This is a genomic window from Allobranchiibius sp. GilTou73 (assembly GCF_021391335.1).
In the GTDB taxonomy this organism is placed as follows: domain Bacteria; phylum Actinomycetota; class Actinomycetes; order Actinomycetales; family Dermatophilaceae; genus Allobranchiibius; species Allobranchiibius huperziae.
Map to the genome: position 1 here is coordinate 2,786,295 of NZ_CP090051.1, position 25,634 is coordinate 2,811,928.

The 25,634-nt window shown below is 67.4% G+C and carries 21 protein-coding genes and 3 rRNA genes; 5 read left to right on the forward strand and 19 right to left on the reverse strand.

From position 1 onward, the window contains the following. Positions 1-30: 30 nt before the first annotated feature. Positions 31-861, forward strand: a complete 831-nt coding sequence (locus tag LVQ62_RS13690; RefSeq protein WP_233762378.1) for a thioesterase family protein — start codon at positions 31-33, stop codon at positions 859-861. A gap of 181 nt (positions 862-1,042) precedes the next feature. Here the strand turns inward: LVQ62_RS13690 and aspS are convergent, their stop codons facing one another. Next, positions 1,043-2,869, reverse strand: a complete 1,827-nt coding sequence (gene aspS / locus LVQ62_RS13695) for an aspartate--tRNA ligase (RefSeq protein WP_233762380.1) — start codon at positions 2,867-2,869, stop codon at positions 1,043-1,045. A gap of 167 nt (positions 2,870-3,036) precedes the next feature. Beyond that, complete coding sequence (locus LVQ62_RS13700) at positions 3,037-3,402, reverse strand: YchJ family protein (RefSeq protein WP_233762383.1); 366 nt, start codon at positions 3,400-3,402, stop codon at positions 3,037-3,039. Positions 3,403-3,421: 19 nt separating this feature from the next. On the opposite strand from LVQ62_RS13700, the gene LVQ62_RS13705 reads away from it, so the two are divergent. The 3 genes from LVQ62_RS13705 to LVQ62_RS13715 are packed head-to-tail and all read left to right on the forward strand — an operon-like array spanning position 3,422 to position 6,300. Further along, a complete protein-coding gene (locus LVQ62_RS13705) occupies positions 3,422-4,378 on the forward strand; it encodes a GNAT family N-acetyltransferase (protein ID WP_233762386.1) in 957 nt (318 codons plus the stop codon). Positions 4,379-4,420: 42 nt separating this feature from the next. Then, positions 4,421-5,833: an argininosuccinate synthase gene (gene argG / locus LVQ62_RS13710; RefSeq protein WP_179480312.1), complete on the forward strand. Its 1,413-nt coding sequence runs from the start codon at positions 4,421-4,423 to the stop codon at positions 5,831-5,833. A gap of 14 nt (positions 5,834-5,847) precedes the next feature. After that, positions 5,848-6,300 carry a hypothetical protein gene (locus LVQ62_RS13715; RefSeq protein ID WP_233762389.1) on the forward strand — a complete coding sequence of 151 codons (453 nt, stop codon included), beginning with the start codon at positions 5,848-5,850 and terminating at the stop codon, positions 6,298-6,300. A 73-nt stretch (positions 6,301-6,373) separates the two neighbouring features. Here LVQ62_RS13715 and LVQ62_RS13720 read toward each other — a convergent pair whose 3' ends face one another. The 9 genes from LVQ62_RS13720 to LVQ62_RS13760 form a co-directional block, all read right to left on the reverse strand. Beyond that, positions 6,374-6,754 (reverse strand): DUF1304 domain-containing protein, encoded by a 381-nt coding sequence (locus LVQ62_RS13720; RefSeq protein ID WP_233762392.1) that lies wholly within the window; start codon positions 6,752-6,754, stop codon positions 6,374-6,376. Positions 6,755-6,837: 83 nt separating this feature from the next. Next, positions 6,838-7,941, reverse strand: coding sequence for a pyridoxal phosphate-dependent aminotransferase (locus LVQ62_RS13725; protein ID WP_233762394.1), 1,104 nt, complete (start codon positions 7,939-7,941; stop codon positions 6,838-6,840). Between the two features lie 62 nt (positions 7,942-8,003). Next, positions 8,004-8,636: an NUDIX hydrolase gene (locus LVQ62_RS13730; protein WP_233762396.1), complete on the reverse strand. Its 633-nt coding sequence runs from the start codon at positions 8,634-8,636 to the stop codon at positions 8,004-8,006. Then, entirely contained in the window at positions 8,633-10,318 is a 1,686-nt protein-coding gene (locus tag LVQ62_RS13735) for a CTP synthase (protein ID WP_304504466.1), read from the reverse strand. Before LVQ62_RS13735 ends, LVQ62_RS13730 begins: the two co-directional genes overlap by 4 nt. 6 nt (positions 10,319-10,324) lie before the next feature. Beyond that, the gene (gene recN / locus LVQ62_RS13740; protein ID WP_233762398.1) at positions 10,325-12,094 is read right to left on the reverse strand and encodes a DNA repair protein RecN; all 1,770 of its coding nucleotides are present in this window, start codon (positions 12,092-12,094) and stop codon (positions 10,325-10,327) included. Then, on the reverse strand, positions 12,094-13,011 hold the full coding sequence (locus LVQ62_RS13745) for an NAD kinase (protein ID WP_233762400.1): 918 nt from the start codon (positions 13,009-13,011) through the stop codon (positions 12,094-12,096). The genes recN and LVQ62_RS13745 overlap by 1 nt, the downstream gene beginning before the upstream one ends. Beyond that, a complete protein-coding gene (locus LVQ62_RS13750; protein ID WP_233762402.1) occupies positions 13,008-13,829 on the reverse strand; it encodes a TlyA family RNA methyltransferase in 822 nt (273 codons plus the stop codon). The genes LVQ62_RS13745 and LVQ62_RS13750 overlap by 4 nt, the downstream gene beginning before the upstream one ends. Beyond that, positions 13,813-14,049 (reverse strand): hypothetical protein, encoded by a 237-nt coding sequence (locus tag LVQ62_RS13755; protein ID WP_233762404.1) that lies wholly within the window; start codon positions 14,047-14,049, stop codon positions 13,813-13,815. Before LVQ62_RS13755 ends, LVQ62_RS13750 begins: the two co-directional genes overlap by 17 nt. Then, positions 14,046-14,363 carry a hypothetical protein gene (locus LVQ62_RS13760; protein WP_233762406.1) on the reverse strand — a complete coding sequence of 106 codons (318 nt, stop codon included), beginning with the start codon at positions 14,361-14,363 and terminating at the stop codon, positions 14,046-14,048. Before LVQ62_RS13760 ends, LVQ62_RS13755 begins: the two co-directional genes overlap by 4 nt. Here LVQ62_RS13760 and LVQ62_RS13765 point away from each other — a divergent pair. Beyond that, a complete protein-coding gene (locus LVQ62_RS13765) occupies positions 14,356-15,393 on the forward strand; it encodes a hypothetical protein (protein WP_233762408.1) in 1,038 nt (345 codons plus the stop codon). The two genes, LVQ62_RS13760 and LVQ62_RS13765, sit on opposite strands and share 8 nt — an antisense overlap. Before the next feature lie 371 nt (positions 15,394-15,764). On the opposite strand, the gene LVQ62_RS13770 is transcribed toward LVQ62_RS13765, so the two are convergent. The 8 genes from LVQ62_RS13770 to tyrS all read right to left on the reverse strand — a co-directional run bounded on the left by LVQ62_RS13770 (position 15,765) and on the right by tyrS (position 25,602). Next, positions 15,765-16,802 (reverse strand): HAD-IIA family hydrolase, encoded by a 1,038-nt coding sequence (locus tag LVQ62_RS13770; protein ID WP_233762409.1) that lies wholly within the window; start codon positions 16,800-16,802, stop codon positions 15,765-15,767. Between the two features lie 9 nt (positions 16,803-16,811). Continuing rightward, positions 16,812-17,153 carry a single-stranded DNA-binding protein gene (locus LVQ62_RS13775; protein ID WP_233762411.1) on the reverse strand — a complete coding sequence of 114 codons (342 nt, stop codon included), beginning with the start codon at positions 17,151-17,153 and terminating at the stop codon, positions 16,812-16,814. Between the two features lie 177 nt (positions 17,154-17,330). Beyond that, positions 17,331-17,906, reverse strand: a complete 576-nt coding sequence (locus tag LVQ62_RS13780) for a hypothetical protein (protein ID WP_233762413.1) — start codon at positions 17,904-17,906, stop codon at positions 17,331-17,333. Beyond that, complete coding sequence (locus tag LVQ62_RS13785; RefSeq protein ID WP_233762415.1) at positions 17,887-18,099, reverse strand: hypothetical protein; 213 nt, start codon at positions 18,097-18,099, stop codon at positions 17,887-17,889. Before LVQ62_RS13785 ends, LVQ62_RS13780 begins: the two co-directional genes overlap by 20 nt. Before the next feature lie 656 nt (positions 18,100-18,755). Then, positions 18,756-18,873, reverse strand: a 5S ribosomal RNA gene (gene rrf, locus LVQ62_RS13790). A 124-nt stretch (positions 18,874-18,997) separates the two neighbouring features. Continuing rightward, a 23S ribosomal RNA gene (locus LVQ62_RS13795) occupies positions 18,998-22,139 on the reverse strand. A 328-nt stretch (positions 22,140-22,467) separates the two neighbouring features. Continuing rightward, positions 22,468-24,001 (reverse strand): 16S ribosomal RNA (locus LVQ62_RS13800). Together the 16S, 23S and 5S rRNA genes form the textbook arrangement of a ribosomal RNA operon. 341 nt (positions 24,002-24,342) lie before the next feature. Beyond that, on the reverse strand, positions 24,343-25,602 hold the full coding sequence (gene tyrS, locus LVQ62_RS13805) for a tyrosine--tRNA ligase (protein WP_233762417.1): 1,260 nt from the start codon (positions 25,600-25,602) through the stop codon (positions 24,343-24,345). Between the last annotated feature and the right edge of the window lie 32 nt (positions 25,603-25,634).

Sequence of the window (25,634 nt, forward strand, 5' to 3'; positions counted from 1 at the left end):
GGTGCGAGCCCTGCCCGACATGATGGCCCGATGAGCGAGTTCGACGAGGCCATCACGACCACCGGACCCGGCGACGACGGCGCCTACGTCAGCGCCCTCACCGACGAATGGGGAATCGGTGAGGCGGTCAACGGCGGCCTGCTGATGGCGCTGGCGGCCCGCGCCACGGGTGACGCCTCACAGCGGGCGGGAGGCCACACGGACACGCTGAGCTTCAGCGGGATCTTCCTGTCACCGAGTTCACCGGGGCAGATCCACGCCCGCCCGACCGTCCTGCGTACGGGTCGCTCGATGAGCAGCGCCCAGGTCGTCGTGACCCAACCTGTCGACGGGGTCGACGTCGAACGCTTCCGCGCGCTGCTCACCCTGGGCGACCTGGACCGATACACCGACACGCCCCGCAAGACCGTCGTCCCGTCGCCGACCGCGCCGCTCTCCGAATGCATGAGTGCGGGTGACGCACCGCCGAGCCTGTCGCAGTCGGGTCTGCTGAAGCGCCTCGATCTGCGCCTGGACCCGGCCACGGTCGGGTGGGCGGTCGGCGCGCCGAGCGGTCACGGCGAGCTGCGCGGCTGGCTGCGCCTGCAGGACGACCGGGAACCGGACGCGCTGTCGTTGCTGCTCGCGCTCGACGCGTTCCCTCCCGTGGTCTTCGACCTCGGGAGCCAGGGCTGGGCGCCGACCATCGAGTTCACCGGCTATGTGCGCGCCCGGCCCGCTCCCGGGTGGCTACAGGTGCGCACCCACACCGACCACGTGGCCGGCGGACTCTTCAACGAGGACTGCACCGTCTGGGACAGCACGGGCGCTCTGGTCGCCCAGTCCCGCCAGCTCGGCGCGGCTCGCTTCCCAGCGACCTGAGCCGGGTGACCCGCGTACGTCGACGGCGCCGGTTGCGTCGAGGGTGACGGCTTACGTTGAGAGTGACGGTTCGCGTCGAGGGTGACGGTTTGCGTTGTCGGCCAGGGCGGCAGTGCTGGCCGACAACGCACACCGACCACCGGGTCGTCCGGTGGTCGGTTCGGTCGAAGCGCTGTGCGGGTCAGCTCTGCTTGGGGTTGACCTCGGGTGCACCCTGCGCGGGCACGTCGCGCACAGCCGCGGCCGGTTTCGCGTCGACCCCGGCCTCCTTGCGCTGTTCGGGCGTGATCGGCGCGGGCGCCGCGGTCAGCGGGTCGAAGCCGCCACCGGACTTCGGGAACGCGATGACCTCGCGGATCGAGTCGGTCCCGGCGAGCAGCGCGCAGATGCGGTCCCAGCCGAACGCGATCCCGCCGTGCGGCGGCGCGCCGAACGCGAACGCGTCGAGCAGGAAGCCGAACTTCTCCTGGGCGTCCTCGTCGGACAGACCCATCACCTTGAAGACGCGCTCCTGGATGTCCCGGCGGTGGATACGGATCGAGCCGCCACCGATCTCGTTGCCGTTGCAGACCATGTCGTAGGCGTACGCGAGGGCACTGCCGGGGTCGGTGTCGAAGGTGTCGAGGAACTCCTTCTTGGGGCTGGTGAACGCGTGGTGCACCGCCGTCCAGGCACCGGAGCCGACCGCCACGTCACCGGACGCGACCGCGTCGGACGCGGGCTCGAAGAGCGGCGCGTCCAGCACCCACAGGAAGGACCAGGCCGACTCGTCGATCAGCCCGCAGCGGCGGCCGATCTCCAGGCGGGCGGCGCCGAGCAGGGCGCGTTCGCTCTTGCCCGGACCGGCGGCGAAGAAGATGCAGTCGCCGGGCTTCGCGCCGACGTGCGCCGGGAGCGCGGACGTCTCGGCCTCGCTCAGGTTCTTCGCGACCGGGCCGCTGAGCGTGCCGTCCTCCTGGACCAGCACGTACGCGAGTCCGCGGGCTCCACGCTGCTTGGCCCAGTCCTGCCAGGCGTCGAGCTGACGGCGGGGCTGGGTGGCGCCACCCGGCATGACGACGGCACCGACGTACGGCGCCTGGAAGACCCGGAAGCCGGTGTCGGCGAACAGCTGCGTGCACTCGACGAGCTCGTTGCCGAAGCGCAGGTCGGGCTTGTCGGAGCCGAAGCGGTCCATCGCGTCGGCATAGGTCATCTGCGGGAACGGCGTGGGCAGGTCGACGCCGGCGACGGCCCAGACGGCCTTCGCGATCGACTCCCCCAGCTCGATGATGTCGGCTTGCTCGACGAAGCTCATCTCGATGTCGAGCTGGGTGAACTCCGGCTGCCGGTCGGCTCGGAAGTCCTCGTCGCGGTAGCAGCGGGCGATCTGGTAGTACCGCTCCATCCCCGCCACCATCAGCAGCTGCTTGAACAGCTGCGGGCTCTGCGGCAGCGCGTACCAGCTGCCCGGGGACAGCCGTGCGGGCACCAGGAAGTCGCGCGCGCCCTCCGGGGTCGACCGGGTGAGCGTCGGGGTCTCGATCTCGACGAAGTCGCGGTCGTCGAGGACGCCCCGTGCCGCACGAGTGAGTTTGCTGCGCAACCGGATCGCGCCACCGGCTTCCGGGCGGCGCAGGTCGAGGTAGCGGTACTTGAGGCGGGTCTCCTCACCGACGGTCACCCGCTCGTCCAACTGGAACGGCAGGGTGGCCGAGGCGCTCAGCACCTCGATGTCGGAGGCGACGACCTCGATCTCACCGGTCGGGAGTTCGGTGTTGAAGTTGCCGTCGGGACGCACCCGCACCAGCCCGGTCACCTGCACGCAGTACTCGTTGCGCAGGTCGTGCGCGCCGCCCTCCTCGAGCACCTCGTCGCGGACGACGACCTGGGCCACGCCGCTGGCGTCGCGCAGATCCAGGAACGCGACCCCGCCGTGATCCCGACGCCGGGCGACCCACCCGGCGAGCGTGACGGTCTGGTCGGCGTGCTCGGCACGTAGCGTGCCGGCCTCCTGGGTGCGAAGCACAGGGGTTCCTTTGCGGGGGGTTCGAGGATCGTTCGGACGGGCGCACGCAGCGAAGCGGGCCGTCCGCCATCGTACGGAAGCTCGCGGCGTCCGGCATCTCGGTATCCGCCGCTCCCACCTCGGTTGTCAGCGGATTCCTGGCGCCGGCACCAGGAATCCGCTGACGATCAGGGCTGCTCGCCCCGGTAGAGCCACCGCCCGCCGCGTCGTTCGAAGAGGCTGCGCTCGCGCAACGACCCGCCCTCGTACGACGCGACGAACTCCACGACACCGGTGTCGTCCCCGGGCTCTCCGTCGACCACGTCGAGGATCCGCAGACCCGTCCACGTCAGGTCGCGGTCGAGGGCGACCTCCGCCGGACGCGACGCGGGATGCCAGGTGCGCCAGAGGTGTTTGGCGTTGCCGTAGTAGTACGCGGTGTAGCGCGAGCGCATCAGCTCGAGCGCGGTCCCGGGGAGCCGGGTCGTGGTGAGCAGGGGGCCGCAGCAGTCGTCGTACGGCAGGCCGGAACCGCACGGGCAGGGGTCGGACATGTCGTCAGGATAGAAACCGATGGACAGCCCGACGGCCGCTGCGGCACAACTGGGCGGCGTGGACGATCTGCCCGCCGGTCTCACGACCCGCCCGCTCAGCGTCGCGGACGCTCCCGAGGTCGCCGCGCTGATCGGCGCGGAGGAGGCCGCCACGCTGGGCTACCCGGAGATCACGACCGCCGATCTGGTCGCCGACTGGCAGCGCCCGAGCTTCGACCCCGCCACCGGCACCGTCGGGGTGTTCGAGGAGCGGCGGCTCGTCGGGTACGCCGCGTACACGGGATCCGGCAACTGCGACGTTGCCGTCGACCCCGGCCGGCACGGGCAGGGCATCGGCACGGCGCTCGCGCGGTGGTGCCAGGAGCGGGCGCGGGCGGACGGCGCCGCGCGGGTGGACATGCAGGTGCCGCAAGGCAGCGCGGCCGACCGGTTCATGGAACGGCACGGGTACCGGCTGCGCTGGACCGCATGGGATCTGGAGCTGCCCGCCTCGGCGCAGCTGGACGCCGCGTCGGTCCCCGCCGGATTCCACGTCCGCGAGGCGGCCCCCGACGACTACGACGACGTCTGGCAGGTGATGGAGGACGCCTTCCTCGAGTGGTCGGACCGCGCGAGGGCCTCGCGGGATGACTTCCTAGCGCGCACCGTGCAGCGGCCGGGGTTCGAGCCGTCGCACCTGCGGGTCATCGCCGACGCCGAGGGGACGGTGGTCGGCGCGGCGTACGCGATCCTCGAGGAGGGCACCGGCAACGTCGAGCGCCTCGCCGTCCGCGCGACCCACCGCCGGCGCGGGCTGGCACGTGCGCTGCTCGCCGACACCTTCGCGACGTTGCGGGAGCAGGGCGCGGCTCGCTCCACTCTGGCGACGGACAGCCGCACGGGCGCACTCCCCCTCTACGAGCATCTGGGGATGCGGATCGTCTCGACCTGGGTCAACCGGGCCATCGAGCTGTCGCCGGTGCCGCCCGGCATCTGACGCGCTCGGCGGAGGGTGGCATCGCGCCGTTAGCCTGTGCGCGTGTCCAAGGTTCTGAATTCCCTGCCCGTCGGCGAGCGCGTCGGCATTGCCTTCTCCGGTGGTCTCGACACGTCGTGCGCCGTCGCCTGGATGCGCGAGGGCGGTGCGGTGCCGTGCACCTACACGGCGGATCTCGGTCAGTACGACGAGTCCGACATCGCCTCGGTGCCCGGTCGTGCGGGCCAGTACGGCGCGGAGCTCGCCCGGCTCGTGGACTGCCGCCGTCCGCTGGTCGAGGAGGGCCTGGCCGCGATCGCGTGCGGCGCCTTCCACATCCGCTCCGGCGGACGCACCTACTTCAACACCACGCCGCTCGGTCGCGCCGTCACCGGCACCCTGCTGGTGCGCGCCATGCAGGACGACGGCGTGTCCATCTGGGGCGACGGATCGACGTACAAGGGCAACGACATCGAGCGGTTCTACCGCTACGGCCTGCTCGCCAACCCCGCGCTGCGCATCTACAAGCCGTGGCTCGACGCCGATTTCGTGGGCGAGCTCGGCGGTCGGCACGAGATGTCGCAGTGGCTGATCTCGCGCGACCTGCCCTACCGGGACAGCGCGGAGAAGGCCTACTCCACCGACGCGAACATCCTCGGCGCCACCCACGAGGCGAAGTCGCTGGAGCACCTGGACACGAGCCTGGAGATCGTGCAGCCGATCATGGGCGTGCCCTTCTGGGATGAGTCGGTGTCGATTCCGACCGAGGACATCACCATCTCCTTCGAGCGCGGCCGCCCGATCGCCATCAACGGCAACGCATTCGAGGACTCCGTCGATCTGATGCTGGAGGCCAACTCGATCGGCGGCCGCCACGGCCTCGGCATGTCCGACCAGATCGAGAACCGGATCATCGAGGCCAAGTCGCGCGGCATCTACGAGGCGCCGGGGATGGCGCTGCTCTTCATCGCGTACGAGCGACTGGTCGCCGCGATCCACAACGAGGACACCCTGGCGTCCTACCACCAGGAAGGCCGCCGCCTCGGTCGGCTGCTCTACGAAGGGCGCTGGTTCGACCCGCAGGCACTGATGATCCGCGAGGGTCTGCTGCGCTGGGTCGCCTCCGCGGTCACCGGCGAGGTGACGCTCCGGCTGCGCCGCGGCGAGGACTACTCGATCCTCGCGACCGACGGCCCCGCGTTCTCCTACCACCCGGACAAGCTCTCGATGGAGCGCACCCAGGACGCGGCGTTCGGCCCGGTCGACCGGATCGGTCAGCTGACGATGCGCAACCTGGACATCGCCGACACCCGCGCCAAGCTCGAGCTGTACGCGGCGCAGGGTCAGCTCGGCGCACAGACCCAGCTCATCGGCGAGATGGAGCCCGGCGGTGCGGCGCAGATCTCTGCGAACCCGGCGGCGGACGGCGACGACGACCTGCTCGACCGTGCGGCGTTCGACGCCGGCACCGACTGACGGCAGCCTCCCGGTTGTCCGCAAAATCACGACGACGTCGCCACGAAGCTGCTGACAACGGCGCGAAGCTGCCGGAGCCTCTCCCGCCGGAGTTCGCGATCCTGCGCGACATCGCGCCGCCGATCTGGGAGGAGCACAGCCTGCGACTCGTGCCCGGGTCTGCGATCGAGGGATTTCCTGACTTCGAAGGATGGTGGCTGCGGGACTCGAGCGGAAGCGCGGTCGGTTTGAGGCTCGACCATCATGAGGACGTGTCGCTCCAGGAGAAGGTGCGGGCCACCGCCGAGGGGGTCGAGTCGTTCATCCAGGAGGCCGGAGCGTCGTCCGGACGCAGTAACTGGCCGCCCTGCCCCGCGCACCCGCGTACTCACCCCCTCGCCTCCCGCATGGTCGACGACGGCGTGGTGTGGTGCTGCCCCGAAACCTCGGAGCAGGTCGCGCTGGTGGGGCAGCTGCTCGACTCGTGACCGTGGTTGTCCGCAGATTCGTGACCCCGTCTACACGAAAATGCGGACAACCGACATACGGCCGGCGCGAAGCTCAGGCGGTGAACGCCAACGCGATCAGGCCCAGCGCCGGCGCGGCACCCTGGATGGCGGCGGCGCGCAGCTTGGCGTGATCGCTGGTGGCCAGGACCAGCGCTGCGGCGACCATCGACCCGGCGCCGGCGATCGCCAGCGCCACCGACGCCTGGGTCTGGCCCGTGATCCGAATGACGATCGACGCCGCGAGCACCACCGCGAGGAACAGGTTGTAGAACCCCTGGTTGTAGGCGAGGGCCCGCGTGACCTCCGCCTCCTCGGGGCTGGTGCCGAACGCGGCGCGGGTGCGCGGCGCCGTCCAGGCGAACGACTCGAGCCGGAAGATGTAGACGTGCACGAGCGCGGCCAGGCCGAGCAGCACGTACGCGAGGTGGACCACACCGGCAATCTAGCGGTGCCGGGTGTCCGCAGATCCGTGCGACCGTCTGCACGAAAGTGCGGACAAGCGAGGCGGGCAGGCGGTCAGCAGACCGCCGCGAGGCGATCGAGGGCCTCGTTCAGGTCGTCCGTGTCGCCGCAGAAGGACAACCGCATGTAGTGGTGCCCGTCGATCGGGTCGAAGTCGATGCCGGGGGCGAGCGCAACGCCGGTCCGCGCGAGGATGTCGTGGCACCACGTCAGGGAGTCGGTCGTCAGGTGACCGATGTCGCAGTACGCGTAGAACGCGCCGTCCGGCGGAGCGAACGACGTGATCCCGAGCTCCGGCAGCCGACGCAGCAGGACATCGCGGTTGCGCGCGTATCGCTCGACGTGCGAACGCAGTTCGCGCTGAGCGCCCGAGGAGAACGCCGCCACAGCCCCGACCTGCGACACGGCCGGCGCGCAGATCGCCAGGTTGCCCTGGAGCCGGTCGACCGACGTGCGCAGCTCCGGCGGCAGCAACGCCCAGCCCAGCCGCCAGCCGGTCATCGAGTGGTACTTGCTGATCGACCCCATCACCGCACCGGCCCGAGAGAACTCCCACGCGCTGGCGCACTCGCGGCCGTAGGACATGCCGTGGTAGATCTCATCGGAGATCAGCAGCACGTCGTTCGCCTCGCACCAGTGCGCGATCCGCTCCAGCTCGCGGGCGTCGATGATCGTGCCGGTGGGGTTGGCCGGGCTCGCGATGATCACCCCGTCCGGTCGCTGCGGAAGCTCTTCGAGCAGCTCGACGGTCGGCTGGAACCTGGTCTCCGGACCGCAGACCAGATCCACCGGCACGCACCCGAGGGCCTGCACCGTGTTGCGGTAGGCCGGGTAACCGGGACGGGTCATCGCGATCCGCGCGCCCGGCTCGAACGCGGCCAGCAGCAGCGTGCTGAAACCGCCGGAGGATCCGTTGGTCGCCAGCACATCCTGCGCAGTGACCGGCACGCCGTACGCCGCCCGGTAGTGCTCGGCGATCGCGGCACGCAGGGCGGGGATGCCGTCGGATTCGGTGTAGCCGAGCACCTGGGTGTCGATCGCGCCGTGCACCGCGTCGAGCACAGCTCGCGGCGCCGGCGTCGACGGCTGCCCCACGCACAGCAGGATCGCGTCGCCGTGGCTGCGCTGCCGAGCCGCTGCGGCGCGCACCAGCTGCATCACCTGAAAGGGTGCGACCGCGCTACGGGACGACGGGGTGCGGCTCACGGTGACGCCAGTGCCTACCGGTAGGCCGGGTGGAACGGCCACGGCGCGTCGGAGGCGCGCAACCCGGACCAGTCCCGCTGCCGGGCGATGTACGCCGCCATGACCGCGGCCGATCCGGGGCCGTTGTGCATCCGCCCGTCGAGCACGGCGTCGACCGCGTCGTCGAGGCGGACCCAGGTCGTCGTCATACCGGCTTCCTCGCCCTCTCGCTCGAAACCCTCTGCGGTGGCATCGAACACGTCACGCGCGAGGAAGACGCGGATGTTCTCCGACAACGCCCCCGGTGAGGTGAACAGGTCGATCAGCACGTCCCACCGGTGAGCATCGAGGTCGGCCTCCTCGCGCAGCTCGCGGGCGGCCGCGTCGCGCGGGTCCTCACCGGGCTGGTCGAGCAGGCCGGCGGGGATCTCCCAGTCGTAGGTGCGCACCGGGTGGCGGTACTGCTGGATCATCGCCACCTCCTCGGCGCCCGGCTCGCCGCGCAGCGCGACGACCGCGACGGCTCCGGTGTGTTCGATGTAGTCGCGCGTCACCTCACCTGCGTCGCCGAGATCGACGACGTCGGTGCGCACGTCCCAGACGTGCCCGTGGAAGGGGTGCTCGGAGGAGACGACCGGACGAGGGTCGTACCGGTCAGCGAACGTCACGGCGCGACGGCGGTCTCGGCGGGTCGGGTGCTGGGCACGTCCACCAGCCGGCTGGCGCGCTGCTCGTCGATCGCGGCGCCGATCAGCCCGGCGAAGAGCGGGTGCGCGCGGTGCGGACGGGACAGGAACTCCGGGTGCGCCTGCGTCGAGACGTAGTACGGGTGCACGTCGCGCGGCAACTCGACGAACTCCACCAGCGTGCCGTCCGGTGAGGTGCCGCTGAAGACCAGGCCGGCGTCCGCGAGCTGCTCGCGGTAGGCGTTGTTGACCTCGTAGCGGTGGCGGTGTCGCTCGGACACGCGAGTCGTGCCGTAGGCATCGGCGATCACCGAACCCTCTTCCAGCAGAGCGGGATACGCGCCGAGGCGCATGGTGCCGCCCAGGTCGCCCGCGCCCTCGACGAAGGCCTTCTGCTCCTCCATGGTGGCGATGACCGGCGCCGGCGTCTCGGGGTCGAACTCCGAGGACGATGCCCCCTCGATCTTCGCGACGTCGCGCGCGTACTCGATGACCATGCACTGCAGCCCCAGGCAGATGCCGAGCGTGGGCACCTTGTTCTCGCGCGCCCAGCGCAGCGCGCCGAGCTTGCCCTCGATGCCGCGTACGCCGAAACCGCCCGGCACCAGGACCGCGTCGACTCCCCCGAGCGCCCTCTGGGCACCGCCGGGGGTCTTGCACTCGTCGCTGGCGACCCAGCGGATGCGCGCCTTGGCGTCGTGGTGGAATCCGCCGGCGCGCAGGGCCTCGGTGACCGACAGGTAGGCGTCGGGCAGGTCGACGTACTTGCCGACCAGCGCGACCTCGACCTCGTGCTGCGGGCGGTGCACCCGCTGCAGCAGCTCGTCCCAGTCATGCCAGTCCACGTCCCGGAAGGACAGCCCGAGGCGGCGTACGACGTAGGCGTCCAGCCCCTGCGTGTGCAGCACCTTGGGGATGTCGTAGATGCTCGGCGCGTCGATCGCGGCCGCGCACGCCTCGGTGTCCACATCACACATCAACGAGATCTTCGCCTTGATGCTCTCCGGGATCTCCCGATCGGCACGCAGCACAAGACCATCGGGCTGGATACCGACCTGCCGCAGCGCGGCGACGGAGTGCTGGGTCGGCTTGGTCTTGAGCTCGCCGCTCGGCGCGAGGTAGGGCACGAGGGAAACGTGCAGGAAGAAGACGTTGTCGCGGCCCACGTCCTGGCGCACCTGACGGGCGGCCTCCAGGAAGGGCAGCGACTCGATGTCGCCGACGGTCCCGCCGATCTCGGTGATGATCAGGTCGACGTCGTCTGCGGCCTGCGCGCGCATCTGCGTCTTGATCTCGTTGGTGACGTGCGGGATGACCTGCACCGTGTCGCCGAGATACTCACCGCGCCGCTCCCGGGCGAGCACCCGGCTGTAGACCTTGCCGGTGGTGACGTTGGCGTCGCCCGCGAGATTCACGTCGAGGAAGCGCTCGTAGTGCCCGACGTCCAAGTCGGTCTCGGCGCCGTCCTCGGTCACGAAGACTTCACCGTGTTGGAACGGGTTCATGGTGCCGGGATCAACGTTCAGATACGGATCGAGCTTCTGCATGGTGACCCGCAGTCCGCGCGCCCGAAGCAGATGTCCGAGGCTGGAGGCAGTCAGGCCCTTGCCGAGTGAAGAGGCGACGCCTCCGGTGACGAATATGTGTTTCGTAATGTCCACCACGGGCTCTCAGCCTACGTCATCCACGGGCCGTCGCCGTCCTACGGGCGTGGCCGACACGCCCGTTCCGCGCGACCTCGGGCCCTGTGCCGCGTCGAGCAGCTCGCGGGCGTGGTCCTGGGCGACCTGGCTGTCGCTCACTCCGCCCAGCATCCGCGCGAGCTCGGCGAGCCGGTCCTCGCCCTCGACGACGGCGACATCGCTCTGGGTGACCTGCCCGTCGCTCTCCTTGCGGACGACCAGGTGCCGGTCGGCGTATGCCGCGACCTGGGCCAGGTGGGTGACCACGATGACCTGCGCGTGCTCGGCGAGTCGCTGCAGCCGGGCGCCGACGTCGAGCGCCGCGGCTCCGCCGACACCGGCGTCCACCTCGTCGAAGACGAACGTCGGCACCGCTCCGGAGCCGGTGACCACCTCCAGGGCCAGCATCACCCGGGACAGTTCACCCCCGGAGGCGGCCTTCGCGAGGTTGCGCAGCGCGGCGCCCTTGTTGGCCGCCAGCATGATCTCGACCCGGTCGACGCCGTGGCCGGTGTACTCCCCCGGTGTCGGGGTCACCACCACCTCGATGCGCGCCGACCCCATCGCCAGATGGGTCAACTCCTGCGCCACCTGCTCCTGCAACGTCGTGGCCGCCGTACGACGCGCGGTGGTCAACGCATCGGCCGCGTCCACCAGCTGGGTCGCCAACTGCCCGAGCCGCGTGTCCAGCTGGGCGATGCGGTCGTCGCTGCCGGCGAGGGCGTCGACCGACGCTGCCGCGTCCTTGGCCCAGGCGAGCACCTCGGCCACGTCGGCACCGTACTTGCGGGTCAGCCTGCCGAGCGCCGCACGCCGCTGCTGCACGGCTTCGAGACGGCCAGGTTCGATGTCGAGGCCGGCCAGGTAGCCACCCAGGTCGGCACCGAGCTCACCGGCGAGGATGCCGATCTCGCGCAGTCGGTCGGCGAGGCCCGCGAGCTCGACGTCGTGCTCACCCTCCCCTGCCAGCGACTGGCGGGCGTGCGACACCAGGTCGACGACGTACGGCGCCCGCTCGGGATTGTCGTCGTCGCCCACCAGCGCTGCGTGGGCCACGGCGGCAGCCTCCCGCAGCGCGTCGACGTGCAGCATCCGCTCGCTCTGCGCGGCGAGGTCATCGTCCTCCCCCGGCTGCGGATCGACGGCGGCGATCTCCTCCAGGCCCGCGGTGAGCAGCTCCAGGCGTTGGGCCCGCTCGCGGGACTCCTCGCGCAGGGTGGTGACTTCCGCCCGTACAGCGGTCCATTCCTCGTAGAGGGCCACGTACTCGGCACGCGTGCGGGCGAGCGGCGTCCCGCCGAACTCATCGAGCACCGCGCGGTGCTGGTCGGGGCGTTGCAGACGCCACTGGTCGGCTTGGCCGTGCACAGCGACCAGGTGCTCCCCGATCTCGGCGAGCACTCCGATGGGGGCCGTGCGGCCGCCGATGTGGGCACGGGAGCGGCCGGCCGTGGACACGCTGCGCACCAGGACGAGGCCGTCCCGGACGGCGTCCTCGCCGTCGGCGCCCGCCTCGAGAGCCCTGGCGAGCGCCGGATCCCCGTCCGACACCTGCACCACGCCCTCGACGACGGCCTGCCCGCTCCCGGCGCGCACCAGACCCGGGTCCGCCCGGCCGCCGAGCAGCAGACCGAGGCCCTGCACGACCATCGTCTTGCCGGCGCCGGTCTCGCCGGTGACCACGTTCAGGCCGTCGGACAGCTCCAGCAGCGCATCCTCGATGACCCCGAGGCCCCGCAGGTGGATCTCCTGGAGCATCAGGCCTCGCTGGGTCCGGGCGCGGGACCCATCCCACGCCACCCGGACACCGACAGGTCGAACTTCGCGACGAGTCGGTCGGTGAACGGCGCCGTGGAGAGCCGGGCCAGCCGCACCGGACGGCCGCTGCGTCGTACGTCGATGCGGGCCGACGGCGGGATGTCGAACGAGCGGCGCCCGTCGCACCAGACGACAGCGTGGGCGCCGGTGCGCTCCAGCAGCTCGATGCCGACGTGGGAGTTGTGGTCCAGCACCAGGGGCCGCGCGAAGAGGGCGTGGGCGGAGATGGGCACGAGCAGCAGCGCGTCGACACCCGGCCAGACGACGGGTCCGCCGGCGGAGAAGGCGTACGCCGTCGAGCCCGTCGGGGTGGCCATCACGATGCCGTCAGCTCCCCAGGTGGACAGCGGGCGGTCGTCGATCTCGAGCACCAGCTCGAGCATCCGCTCGCGGGCGCGCTTCTCCACCGAGGCCTCGTTGAGAGCCCAGCTCTTCCAGACGACCCTACCGTCGATGCTGACCTCGACCTCGAGGGTCATCCGCTCCTCGACGCTCCAGGACCGCTCGACAATCTTCTTGACCGTGGCGTGCACGTCGTCGCGGTCGGCCTCGGCCAGGAAGCCGACGTGGCCGAGGTTGATCCCGAGGAGCGGCACTCCGATGTCGCGCACCAGCTCGGCTGCTCGCAGGATCGTGCCGTCCCCGCCCAGCACCACGGCCAGTTCGGCGCCGTCCATCGATTCACGGCAATCGGCGATCGAGACGTTGGGCTCGTGCAGCACCCCGAACGCCTCGAGCTCGTCGGCCGGACCGGTGACCTCGACGTCGGCCGCGGCCAGGTCACGTACGAGCTTGCTGGCGATGTCGAGTGCCTCGGCCCGTCGCGGGTGGCCGATCAGGACGATGCGGCGGCTCATCGCTGCTTACCTGCCACGCCGCTCACGAACTCCTCGATGGCCACGTCGGTCATCTTGCCTTCCGACACGGGTCGCGCCCACATCAGGTACTCCGTGTTGCCGGATCCGCCGACGACCGGACTGCGCAGCAGTCCGTGCACGTGCAGCGCCGCGGCCTGCGCGTGCCCGACCACCTTGCGCAGCACCTCCGCGTGCTGCTGCGCCGAGATCACCACCCCCGTGCGTCCGAGGCGTTCGCGGCCGACCTCGAACTGCGGTTTGACGAGCGTGACGAGGTCGCCGGTGGGTGCGGTGAACCGGGCCAGGGTGCCGAGCACCAGGCGCAAGGAAATGAAGCTGAGGTCGGCCACCACGACGTCGGCGGGACCACCGACCCGTTCGCGATCGAGATCGCGCACGTTCACCCCGGACATCTCGATCACGCGCAGGTCGTCCGCGACGACTGCGGCGAGCTGGTCGTGCCCGACGTCGAGAGCGACCACCTGGCGCGCGCCCGCCTCGAGCAGCACCTGGGTGAATCCTCCGGTCGAGGCGCCCACGTCGATGCAGCGAGCCTCCGACGGGTCGACGGGGAAGGCCTGCAGGGCGGCCACCAGCTTGTAGGCCGCGCGCCCCACCCAGCGCTCGGGTTCTCCCTCGACGGCGACGGCGGTGTCCTCACACACCCGCATCGAGGCCTTCTGGGCGACCGTGCCGTCGACCCGCACCCGCCCGTCCTGCACCAGGTCGGCGGCCACGGCGCGCGAGCGGGCCAGGCCACGGGCGACGAGCGCCTGGTCCAGGCGCGTCGTCGTCCCGCCGTCAGCTGGACAGGTCACTCAACCGGCGTTGCAGCGCATCGTGAGCCGCCACGAGTGTCTCGGTGGCCACGGCGAGGTCGATGTCCGGAGCGATCTGCAGATCGAGCGCTGCTCGGACCGCCTCGGGCTGATCCGCCACGGATGACGCGACGCCCTGCGAATCGGCCGCCACACCGGCGCCTGGCAGGGCATCGGGGCGCCGGCCCATCGAGGCCGGGCTCGGCGGTACGAGGCTCACGCGTCGTCACCCGACCCCGTGCCGGTCGTGCGTGCGGTGGCGACGTCGAACTCGGCGGCGTCGCCGGGCTCGGTCGAGGCAGCAGGCGCGGCGACACGCGGCGCGTCAGCGGCGGGGGCCGTTCCGGTAGCTCCCGCCGGATCGCCGGCGGCCGAACCACCGTCGAGGTGTCGGGTGTTGCCCTGCTCGACGACGGCATCGGTCGAGTGACTCATCGGAGCCTGCGCACCGGTGCCGTACGCGGGAGCGGTGGCGGTCGTGTCCGCGTCGAGATGGCGGGTGTTGCCCTGCTCCACGATCGGGTCGGTGGGCATGTGGATTCCGCTGCCCGGCGTCGCGGGCGAGCTCGAGGTGCTCGTGGCGTCGGCGGACGGGGTCGGCGTGGTGGTGGCTGAGTTGGTCGTGGCTGCCTTCTTGGTCGCGCTCGTCGTGGCTGCCTTCCTGGGTGCCGACGTCGTCGCAGACTTCGTGGCTGCGGTGCTCCTGGCCGCCGTGTTCCTGGCAGCCGACGTCTTGGCTGCGGAGGACTTCTTCGCAGTCGACGGCGTCGACTTCTGTGCGGTCGACTTCTGTGCGACCGCCTTCGCAGGGGACGCGCTGGACGTCGACGTCTTATTGGCCGCGGTGCTCTTCGTTGCCGCACTCTTCGTTGCCGCACTCTTCGTTGCCGCACTCTTCGTTGCCGTGCTCTTGGCAGTGGAGGACTTCTTCGCGGTCGACGGCGTCGCTTTCTTACTCGCCGAACGTGCGGCCGACGTGGTCGCCGCCGACGCCGTCCGGGAATCGGCGGCCTTCGTCGTCGTCTTCTTCGCCGCGGCCTTGGTCGTCGCTGCCGACGGCGTCGCCCTCCTGCTTGCCGTCGAGGCCGTCTTCGCCGCAGACTTCTTCGCCGTCCCCGACGTGGCAGCGGCCGTCTTCGTGGTCCTCGTGGCGGCTGACGGTGTCGCCTTCTTGCTCGCCGAACGCGCGGCCGACGCCGTCCCCGAAGCCGTGGCGGTCTTCTTCGCTGCGGATGCCTTCGTGGCCGTCTTCGCTGCAGACTTCTTCGCGGTGACGGAGGTGGGAGCGGCGGACGGGGTCGCCTTCTTCGTCGCAGCCGTTGCAGATGCCGTCGCCTTCGTGGCGGCGGCCGGCGTCGCCTTCTTGCTCGCCGAACGTGCCGCGGACTTCGTCGCCGCCTTCGATGGTCGGTTCGTCGCAGAGGTGGTCATCGCGGAGGTGGTCGTGCCGGCACGGCGGGCGACCGCTTCACGCGACGGGCGACCGGCGCGCGGGATCGTCGCGTCGTCCACCGGCGTCGCGGGAGCGCGGTTGGCCAGCGCCCGCCGGAGGTCGGCGACCTGAGCCTTCAAACGGTCGATCTCGTCGCGCGCGGAAGTGAGTCCGCCGGACGTGGTGAGACCGACACGCTGCAACTGCAGATCGACCTCGGCCCGGACGGTGTCGGAGATCATCGCGCGATTGGCTGCGGCGGCCGCGACCAGTTCGTCGGCCAACGCGCTGACCTGACCCGTCACCTGCGCGGCCCTTGCGGTCGTCGGACCGATCCCCGGAAGGCCCAGCAGACCCTCAGCGGCCTCCGTCGCACGCGCGCGGGTCGCCTCGCTGACCCCGGTGATCATTGCCAGCGCCGAGCGCAGACCGTCTAATGCCATGTCGGGCTTCCTTCGCGGTAGGTCCGGCACGTGCGGCACGCGCCCGTATGGGCGACCACGCTACTGCCAGCGCTGGGTGGCCGACACTGCCGCCTTGAGGGAGATCCGGCCGTCATCCAGTGCGGCCCACAGCACGCGTAACGCGATGCGTAGCCCGTCCTGTCCCTGCGCAGCACCGTCATCGCTGCCTTCGAAGCGCACGTTCGGCTGCGCGGAGGTCTCCAGCGCACCGACCAGACCGCCCACCCGCCAGCCGGGACCGTCGGCCACCGGTTCGTCGTACACCTCGCCGAGGGATCGAAGATCCCCCGCGACGTACCGCGGACGCAGGTGCCGGTCGGCTGCGACGACATCAGCCACACCGTGCACCCCGGTGAACACCAGCAGTGAATCCATTCCTGCCGCATGCGCGCCGGCGATGTCCGTCTCGAGACGGTCACCGATGCCGAGGGTGTGCTCAGGATCGGTGCCGAGCCGTTGCGCGGCCAACTGATACATCAACGGGCCGGGCTTGCCGACGATCTCGGGGTCGATGTCGACCGCGCTCCGTACCGCGTTGACCAGCGATCCGTTGCCCGGCGCGATCCCCCGATCGGTCGGAAGGGTGCGGTCGGCGTTGGTGACGACCCAGTCCGCTCCGGACTGGACGGCGTACGCGACCTCGGCCAGGTCGCTGGCACGCACCTCGGGACCATATCCCTGCAGCACCGCTTTGACCGGCCTGATCGTCTCCGCGACCTCAGAAGGGAGAACCGGACTCAATCCCGCGCCGCGCAGCGCATCCGCGACGCCTCCTCCACCGACCGCCAGTACCGGCGATCCGACGGCCAGACGCCCGGCCAGCACCTGCGCGCCGGCCACCGAGCTGTTGACGACGTGGTCGCCGGAAACGGCCAGCCCCAGTGAACGGAGCTGCTCGGCGACCTGCTCGGGCGGCCGGGAAGCGTTGTTGGTGGCGTACACGACTCCCCCGGGTGACGTCGACGCCACTTCCGAGAGACCCTCGACGGCGTACGGCACCGCGTCGGCGCCTCGGTACACCACCCCGTCGAGGTCGCAGACGAGGCCGGGGTAGAGATCACGCAGGGCACGAGGCATATCTCATTGTCACCGCCGCGCGCCGACCCCGCGCACCCTGGCCACCGACGCGGCTTCCACCTCATGGCGGCTGACGGCGCCGCCGCCGGCCTTCCAGAAGCGCCGCCGAAGGGCTCCCTGCACCCGAACGACGTCTCCGGGCTGCAACGCGAGCGCCACCTTGCGGGTCCTGGCCGTCCAGCACGCGACATCGATGACGTCGACGGTCGGTCTCTTGCGATCCGTCACGGGCTTGCCAAGCCGGTCGCGATCCACGACCAGTCGGAAACTGACCAGCTCATCGTCGCTGGGCATCACCCGGCGTTCCGCCGGCGCGCTGATCCGACCAATCAGCTGTACGTCGTTGAGCACCGATCCGGCGCCCGGTCCCTCATTCGCTGCTTGTGCCATGTCCCGCTCCTCGTTCCTCTGCTGTGCTCACAGAGTGAACGCAGCAGAGACGAAGGCACAGCGATCAGAACGCGGGTGTGCACAGCCGGCGCCGCGGTCGGGGGATGTGTACGAAGCAACCGCCCCCAGCCGCTGAAGTCACGGATGCTGCTGCGGGGACTCCTCGTCGAATCGCTCCCGCTCGACGGCGTCGTACTCGTCATCGGACGCGTCGGACGCGTCGAGCAGGTCGGTCATCTCGACGTCGGATCCGATTCCGAGGCGCTCCGCAGCGTCCGTCTCGTCCTCGGTGTCGGCCTCCATCGCCTTGGTGAACCAGGTGCGGGCCCCTTCCTCGTCCCCGGTCGCCAGCAGCGCGTCGGCGTACGCGTAGAACAACCGCGCCGCCCACGGTTGGTTGGTGGCGCGGTCCAGGGCCGGAATTCGCAGCCCCATGACCGCGGCGTCCGCCTGACCCAGGTCGCGCCGCACCCCGGACACCACGATCGCCAACTCGATGTTGTCGGCCTCGGCCAGATTCCTGGCGTCCGCGGACGAGGCGAGCTCCAGCGCACGGTCGGCACGGCCGAGGCCACGCTCGCAGTCGACCATGTAGGCGATCAGGTGGTTCGAGCCGGACAAGCGGCGAGCCGTCCGGAACTCGCGCAACGCGTCGGCGAATTCCGCGCGCCGGTAACGCACCAGGCCGAGGGCCTCACGCACAGCGGGGGACACGACCGGCGCGCTTGGCAGCGTGTTCCGCGTGCTCCAGTGCCAGATCCGGATCGTCGTCCAGGAACTGTGCAGCGGCCACGAGGTGCCGCGCGACGCCTTGAGCGTTCTCCTTGCTGAGGGTCCGCAGCTGGGTCCAGACCTGGCGGTCCAGCTCCTTGCCGGTGATCTCCTCGGGCAGCTCCGGCTCACGCACGCGTGGACGATCCGAGGCACGCCCGGGCGAGTTGAGCTCCCAGCTACGCGGACCTCGGTCACGGCGCTCGGGACGGTCATCGCCGCGACCGCCACGCGGTGCATGACCAGATGCGCGCCCCTCCCGGGAGCCACCGGCCCCGGGCGGCCGGCCGCCTTGGCGTGCGTCCCGGCCACCCGCGGCCCCGCGCTCACCACGCGACCGATCCGGCGCACCGCCAGCGCGGCCACCACCGGAACGACCTCGCTCCGGCGCACCGCCCGCGCGGCCACCACCAGAACGTGTCCGGTCCGGACGCTGCCCGTCACCGGTGCGACGTTGGTCCGGGCGCTCACCGCGGCTGCGCGACGTCGCGTCGCCGCCCGAACTGTCGGCGGAGCCCGCTTCGCGACCGCGGGCCGCACTCCATCGTGAGGAGTGCTGCGTCGACTCCGATTCTGCTCCGGAGTTCTGGTCCTCGTCGGGCATCGCCGACACCTGCCTTCTGATAGATCGCTCGTCTGCACCCTAGTGCGACAGCGAGATCGCGTGAGCCCGCCGGTTGCCCCGCGCGTGGGCCGACACCCACGTTCCCACCGGGAACGGGATAGACAAAAAGAATGCGGGGGTGCAAGACAACCATTCGGTTATCTCGCACCCCCGCATTCATAAAGGTAGTTCGGCGGTGTCCTACTCTCCCACACACTCCCGTGTGCAGTACCATCGGCGCTGAAGGGCTTAGCTTCCGGGTTCGGTATGGGACCGGGCGTTTCCCGCCTCGCTATGACCGCCGTAACACTATGGAACTATGCGACCTGCCTACGACCACGCGACCCCTGTGTTCGGGGTGGTGGTGGGGTGGGTGTGTTGTTCCAGAATCACACAGTGGACGCGAGCAAGCTCTTAAAGTTTTGGTTGTGGTGTCAAGTTGTCGGCAGATTAGTACCGGTCAGCTACGCACCTTACGGTGTGTCCACATCCGGCCTATCAACCCAGTAGTCTAGCTGGGTGCCTTCACACCCCAAGGGGTGATGGAAACCTCATCTTGAAGCGTGCTTCCCGCTTAGATGCTTTCAGCGGTTATCACTTCCGAACGTAGCGAATCAGCCGTGCCACTGGCGTGACAACTGACATACCAGAGGTTCGTCCATCCCGGTCCTCTCGTACTAGGGACAGGTCTTCTCAAGTTTCCTGCGCGCGCAGCGGATAGGGACCGAACTGTCTCACGACGTTCTAAACCCAGCTCGCGTACCGCTTTAATGGGCGAACAGCCCAACCCTTGGGACCTACTCCAGCCCCAGGATGCGACGAGCCGACATCGAGGTGCCAAACCATGCCGTCGATATGAGCTCTTGGGCAAGATCAGCCTGTTATCCCCGGGGTACCTTTTATCCGTTGAGCGACGGCGCTTCCACAAGCCACCGTCGGGTCACTAGTCCCGACTTTCGTCTCTGCTCGACGTGTCTGTCTCACAGTCAAGCTCCCTTGTGCACTTACACTCGAAACCTGATTGCCAACCAGGCTGAGGGAACCTTTGGGCGCCTCCGTTACTCTTTAGGAGGCAACCGCCCCAGTTAAACTACCCACCAGGCACTGTCCCTGATCCGGATCACGGACCGAAGTTAGGTGCTCAGAACGACCAGAGTGGTATTTCAACGATGACTCCACGAACACTGGCGTGCCCGCTTCATAGTCTCCCACCTATCCTGCACAAACCGTACCAAACACCAATACCAAGCTATAGTAAAGGTCCCGGGGTCTTTCCGTCCTGCTGCGCGTAACGAGCATCTTTACTCGTACTGCAATTTCGCCGAGTTCGTGGTTGAGACAGTGGAGAAGTCGTTACGCCATTCGTGCAGGTCGGAACTTACCCGACAAGGAATTTCGCTACCTTAGGATGGTTATAGTTACCACCGCCGTTTACTGGCGCTTAAGTTCTCAGCTTCGCCACCGAAAGTGACTGACCGGTCCCCTTAACGTTCCAGCACCGGGCAGGCGTCAGTCCGTATACATCGAATTACTTCTTCGCACGGACCTGTGTTTTTAGTAAACAGTCGCTTCTCCCTGGTCTCTGCGACCCTCACCCCTAACCCGCATAGGGTTTCAAGGATTGGGCCCCCTTCTCCCGAAGTTACGGGGGTATTTTGCCGAATTCCTTAACCACGATTCACTCGATCGCCTTGGTATTCTCTACCTAACCACCTGAGTCGGTTTAGGGTACGGGCGGCTCGAACCTCGCTAGAAGTTTTTCTTGGCAGCATAGGATCACCCTACTTCCCACATTCGTGGTCACTATCAACTCTCAGGATATGTGTGGTGCGGATTTGCCTACACCACTCCCTACAGTTTTAGACGTGGACAACCATCGCCACGCGGAGGCTACCTTCCTGCGTCACTCCATCGCTTACCTACTACAAGATCGGGTCCCACGCTCCCCCACACAACACGTCCACCACCCCGAAAGGTGACGCACGCGAAACGGTGGGTTCGGATGGTTAGCATCCCCTGATTCGATATGGGCGGTTCTTCGCCGGTTCCGGAATATCAACCGGATGTCCATCGACTACGCCTGTCGGCCTCGCCTTAGGTCCCGACTTACCCAGGGCAGATTAGCTTGACCCTGGAACCCTTGGTTATTCGGCGGACGGGTTTCTCACCCGTCATGCGCTACTCATGCCTGCATTCTCACTCGTGTGGCCTCCACGCCTGGGTCACCCCGGCGCTTCACTGCCCACACGACGCTCCCCTACCCATCCACACCCCTGAACCACCAGGACAAGCCTGGTACCTAGGGGACTGTGTGAATGCCACAGCTTCGGTGGTGTGCTTGAGCCCCGCTACATTGTCGGCGCGGAATCACTTGACCAGTGAGCTATTACGCACTCTTTAAAGGGTGGCTGCTTCTAAGCCAACCTCCTGGTTGTCACAGCAACTCCACATCCTTTTCCACTTAGCACACGCTTAGGGACCTTAGCTGGTGATCTGGGCTGTTTCCCTCTCGACGACGAAGCTTATCCCCCGCCGTCTCACTGCCACGCTCTGACTTACCGGCATTCGGAGTTTGGTTGACGCCAGTAACCTGGTGAGGCCCATCAGCCATCCAGTAGCTCTACCTCCGGTAAGAAACACGTGACGCTGCACCTAAATGCATTTCGGGGAGAACCAGCTATCACGGAGTTTGATTGGCCTTTCACCCCTACCCACAGCTCATCCCCTCAGTTTTCAACCTAAGTGGGTTCGGTCCTCCACGCCGTCTTACCGGCGCTTCAACCTGGCCATGGGTAGATCACTCCGCTTCGGGTCTAGACCCAGCGACTCAAACGCCCTCTTCGGACTCGCTTTCGCTACGGCTACCCCACACGGGTTAACCTCGCCACTGAGCACTAACTCGCAGGCTCATTCTTCAAAAGGCACGCCATCACCGCACATGTCGGCTTTGACGGATTGTAAGCACACGGTTTCAGGTACTATTTCACTCCCCTCCCGGGGTACTTTTCACCTTTCCCTCACGGTACTTGTCCGCTATCGGTCACCAGGGAATATTTAGGCTTAGCAGGTGGTCCTGCCAGATTCACACGAGATTTCACGGGCCCCGTGCTACTCGGGTACCAGTCCAGACAGTCACACATGTTTCGGTTACGGGAGTCACACCCTCTACGCCGCACCATTCAAGATGCTTCACCTACACGCGCGATTTTTTACTGTCCTCCATCCTGTCAGAGATGAAAAAGACCGGCCCCACAACACCGCAGCTGCAACCCCTGACAGGTATCACACAACTACGGTTTAGCCTCTTCCGCTTTCGCTCGCCACTACTCACGGAATCACATGTTGTTTTCTCTTCCTGTGGGTACTGAGATGTTTCACTTCCCCACGTTCCCTCCACACACCCTATGAGTTCAGATGCGGGTACCACGACATATCTCGTGGTGGGTTCCCCCATTCGGAAACCCTCGGATCACAGCCTGGTTATCGGCTCCCCGAGGCTTATCGCAGATTCCTACGTCCTTCATCGGTTCCTGGTGCCAAGGCATCCACCGTGCGCCCTTAAAAACTTGAGCCACAAAAACAAAGATGCTCGCGTCCACTGTGTAATTCTCAAACAACACACACCCAACCGATCACCAACCCCACACACGCGGGACCAGGACCTGAAGGTGCCACCAAACAAGAGAAAACAACGATCGTTTCCTCATAACCCCAACAGCGTGTCGACACTCCCGCCTGCCACCACCCGCACGCCTCCACACCACGGCCAGCCCCGCAAAGGAACCAACCCGGTAGTACTACGACACGAACAGCACCAGAACAACAGCACCATGATTGATGATTCCACCCATGAGCACACCCGGCCACACACTCGGCGACCGCAGGTGTATCGCTCCTTAGAAAGGAGGTGATCCAGCCGCACCTTCCGGTACGGCTACCTTGTTACGACTTAGTCCCAATCGCCAATCCCACCTTCGACCACTCCCTCCACACAAGGTGGTTAGGCCGTGGGCTTCGGGTGTTACCAACTTTCGTGACTTGACGGGCGGTGTGTACAAGGCCCGGGAACGTATTCACCGCAGCGTTGCTGATCTGCGATTACTAGCGACTCCGACTTCATGGGGTCGAGTTGCAGACCCCAATCCGAACTGAGACCAGCTTTAAGGGATTCGCTCCGCCTCGCGGCATCGCAACCCTCTGTACTAGCCATTGTAGCATGCGTGAAGCCCAAGACATAAGGGGCATGATGATTTGACCTCATCCCCACCTTCCTCCGAGTTGACCCCGGCAGTCTCCCATGAGTCCCCACCATTACGTGCTGGCAACATGGAACGAGGGTTGCGCTCGTTGCGGGACTTAACCCAACATCTCACGACACGAGCTGACGACAACCATGCACCACCTGTACACCAACCAAAAGGAAACAACATCTCTGCTGCGATCTGGTGTATGTCAAGCCTTGGTAAGGTTCTTCGCGTTGCATCGAATTAATCCGCATGCTCCGCCGCTTGTGCGGGCCCCCGTCAATTCCTTTGAGTTTTAGCCTTGCGGCCGTACTCCCCAGGCGGGGCGCTTAATGCGTTAGCTACGGCACAGACCTCGTGGAATGAGGCCCACACCTAGCGCCCAACGTTTACGGCATGGACTACCAGGGTATCTAATCCTGTTTGCTCCCCATGCTTTCGCTTCTCAGCGTCAGTAATGGCCCAGAGACCTGCCTTCGCCATCGGTGTTCCTCCTGATATCTGCGCATTTCACCGCTACACCAGGAATTCCAGTCTCCCCTACCACACTCTAGCCTGCCCGTACCCACTGCAGACCCGGAGTTAAGCCCCGGGCTTTCACAGCAGACGCGACAAACCGCCTACAAGCTCTTTACGCCCAATAATTCCGGACAACGCTCGCACCCTACGTATTACCGCGGCTGCTGGCACGTAGTTAGCCGGTGCTTCTTCTCCCGCTACCGTCACCCCGAAAGGCTTCGTCACGAGCGAAAGGAGTTTACAACCCGAAGGCCGTCATCCCCCACGCGGCGTCGCTGCATCAGGCTTTCGCCCATTGTGCAATATTCCCCACTGCTGCCTCCCGTAGGAGTCTGGGCCGTGTCTCAGTCCCAATGTGGCCGGTCACCCTCTCAGGCCGGCTAACCGTCATCGCCTTGGTAGGCCACAACCCCACCAACAAGCTGATAGTCCGCGAGTCCATCATCCACCACCATAAGGCTTTCCACCCACCACCATGCGACGGTGAGTCATATCCAGTATTAGACCTCGTTTCCAAGGCTTATCCCAGAGTGAAAGGCAGGTTACTCACGTGTTACTCACCCGTTCGCCACTAATCCACCCACAGCAAGCTGCGGGCATCATCGTTCGACTTGCATGTGTTAAGCACGCCGCCAGCGTTCGTCCTGAGCCAGGATCAAACTCTCCAAAAAACCTATTCTGCAAAATCCAATCCCGGCTGAAATCAACAGAAGATAAAACTTCGTCAACATCAACCAAACAAAAAATCTGGCATCAATCACTCGACACGCTGTTGAGTTATCAAGAAACGATCGCGACCGTTACATGCAGATCTTGTCCGCATTTCTCCGGGGCAACTTCTCTAACTTAGCACCACGTCCCGGCTGCTTCCAAATCGAGCGAAGCGGGGTATTTCGTTCGTGGTGCTGGGTTTTCACCGACCTGCGGACCAGCCGGCTGCTCGCCGTCCGTGCCTCCGTCAGGCAGTGGGCAAGAGCGTACGACACCGGGTCGGGTGCGACCAAATCGGCCCTCAGGACCTCCGTGCGGCCACCAGATGCTTGCGTCCGCGCTTGATCAGGGCCACCCGTCCGTGCAGGTAATCGGCCTCGGTCAAGGTGGCCTCCGCGGTCGTCACCTTGACGTTGTTGAGCGAGATGCCGCCCTCGTCGATCAGCCGTCGTGCAGCGTTGCGGCTGTCGGCCACGCCCGTCTGCACCAGGGCGTCGACGATCGTGGACCCGGTGTCCACGACACCGCCCGGAAGCTCCGCCGTCGCGTCCTGCAGCGTGCGTTCGTCGAGCGCGCTCACATCCCCCTTGGCGAACAGTGCCTCAGCGGCGGCCTGCGCGGACCTGGTGGCGTCGGCGCCGTGCACGAGGGTGGTCACCAGCTCCGCCAGCGTGCGCTGCGCTGTACGACGGAAGGGCTCGTCACGCACCTGCTGCTCCAGGACCGCGATCTGCTCCCGGTCCAGGTCGGTCAGCACCTTGAGCAGGGTCACCACCTCGGCGTCGTCGACGTTGATCCAGAACTGGTAGAAGGCCCACGGGCTGAACATCTTGGCGTCAAGCCAGACGGCGTTGCCCTCGGACTTGCCGTACTTGCGGCCGCTGGAGTCGGTCAGCAACGGAGTCGTGAGCACGTGCACCGCCGCGCCCTCGGTGGACCGGATCAGGTCGGCGCCGGCCAGGATGTTGCCCCACTGGTCGACCGCGCCGGTCTGCAGCGTGCACCCGAACTCCCGGAAGAGGTGCAGGTAGTCCAGGCCCTGCAGCACCTGGTAGCTGAACTCGGTGTAGCTGATGCCGTGCTCGCTGTTCAGTCGCGCGGCGACGGCGTCCTTCTTGATCATAGTGTTGACCCGGAAGTGCTTGCCGATGTCGCGCAGGAAGTCCAGGGCGGTGATGCCCCGCGTCCAGTCCAGGTTGTTGACCATGCGGGCCGGGTTGGACCCGTCGAAGTCCAGGAACGGCTGCACCTGCTCCTCGATGCGGCTCACCCACTCCGCGGTCTGCTCAGGCGTCTTCAGCACCCGTTCGGCCGACGGTCGCGGGTCGCCGATCAGGCCGGTCGAACCGCCCACCAGGCACAGCACGTGGTGCCCGGCACGCTGCAGTCGGCGTAGCAGCACGAGCTGCACCAGGTTGCCGAAGTGCAGCGACGGCGCGGTCGGGTCGAAACCGCAGTAGACCGTCAAGGGGCCGCTCGCGAGTGCCTCGCGCAGGGCGGTCTCGTCGGTGGTCTGGGCCACCATGCCGCGCCACTGCAGCTCCTCGAAGATGTCAGTCACTGGTCTCGGTTCCTTCCGTGGCGCACCGTCCG

Coding starts and splice junctions, on each gene's coding strand:
- LVQ62_RS13690 (WP_233762378.1), top strand. CDS start 31: ATGAGCGAGTTCGACGAGGCCATCACGACCACCGGACCCGGCGACGAC.
- LVQ62_RS13700 (WP_233762383.1), bottom strand. CDS start 3,402: ATGTCCGACCCCTGCCCGTGCGGTTCCGGCCTGCCGTACGACGACTGC.
- LVQ62_RS13705 (WP_233762386.1), top strand. CDS start 3,422: ATGGACAGCCCGACGGCCGCTGCGGCACAACTGGGCGGCGTGGACGAT.
- LVQ62_RS13725 (WP_233762394.1), bottom strand. CDS start 7,941: ATGCAGCTGGTGCGCGCCGCAGCGGCTCGGCAGCGCAGCCACGGCGAC.
- recN (WP_233762398.1), bottom strand. CDS start 12,094: ATGCTCCAGGAGATCCACCTGCGGGGCCTCGGGGTCATCGAGGATGCG.
- LVQ62_RS13745 (WP_233762400.1), bottom strand. CDS start 13,011: ATGAGCCGCCGCATCGTCCTGATCGGCCACCCGCGACGGGCCGAGGCA.
- LVQ62_RS13760 (WP_233762406.1), bottom strand. CDS start 14,363: ATGCCCACCGACCCGATCGTGGAGCAGGGCAACACCCGCCATCTCGAC.
- LVQ62_RS13770 (WP_233762409.1), bottom strand. CDS start 16,802: ATGCCTCGTGCCCTGCGTGATCTCTACCCCGGCCTCGTCTGCGACCTC.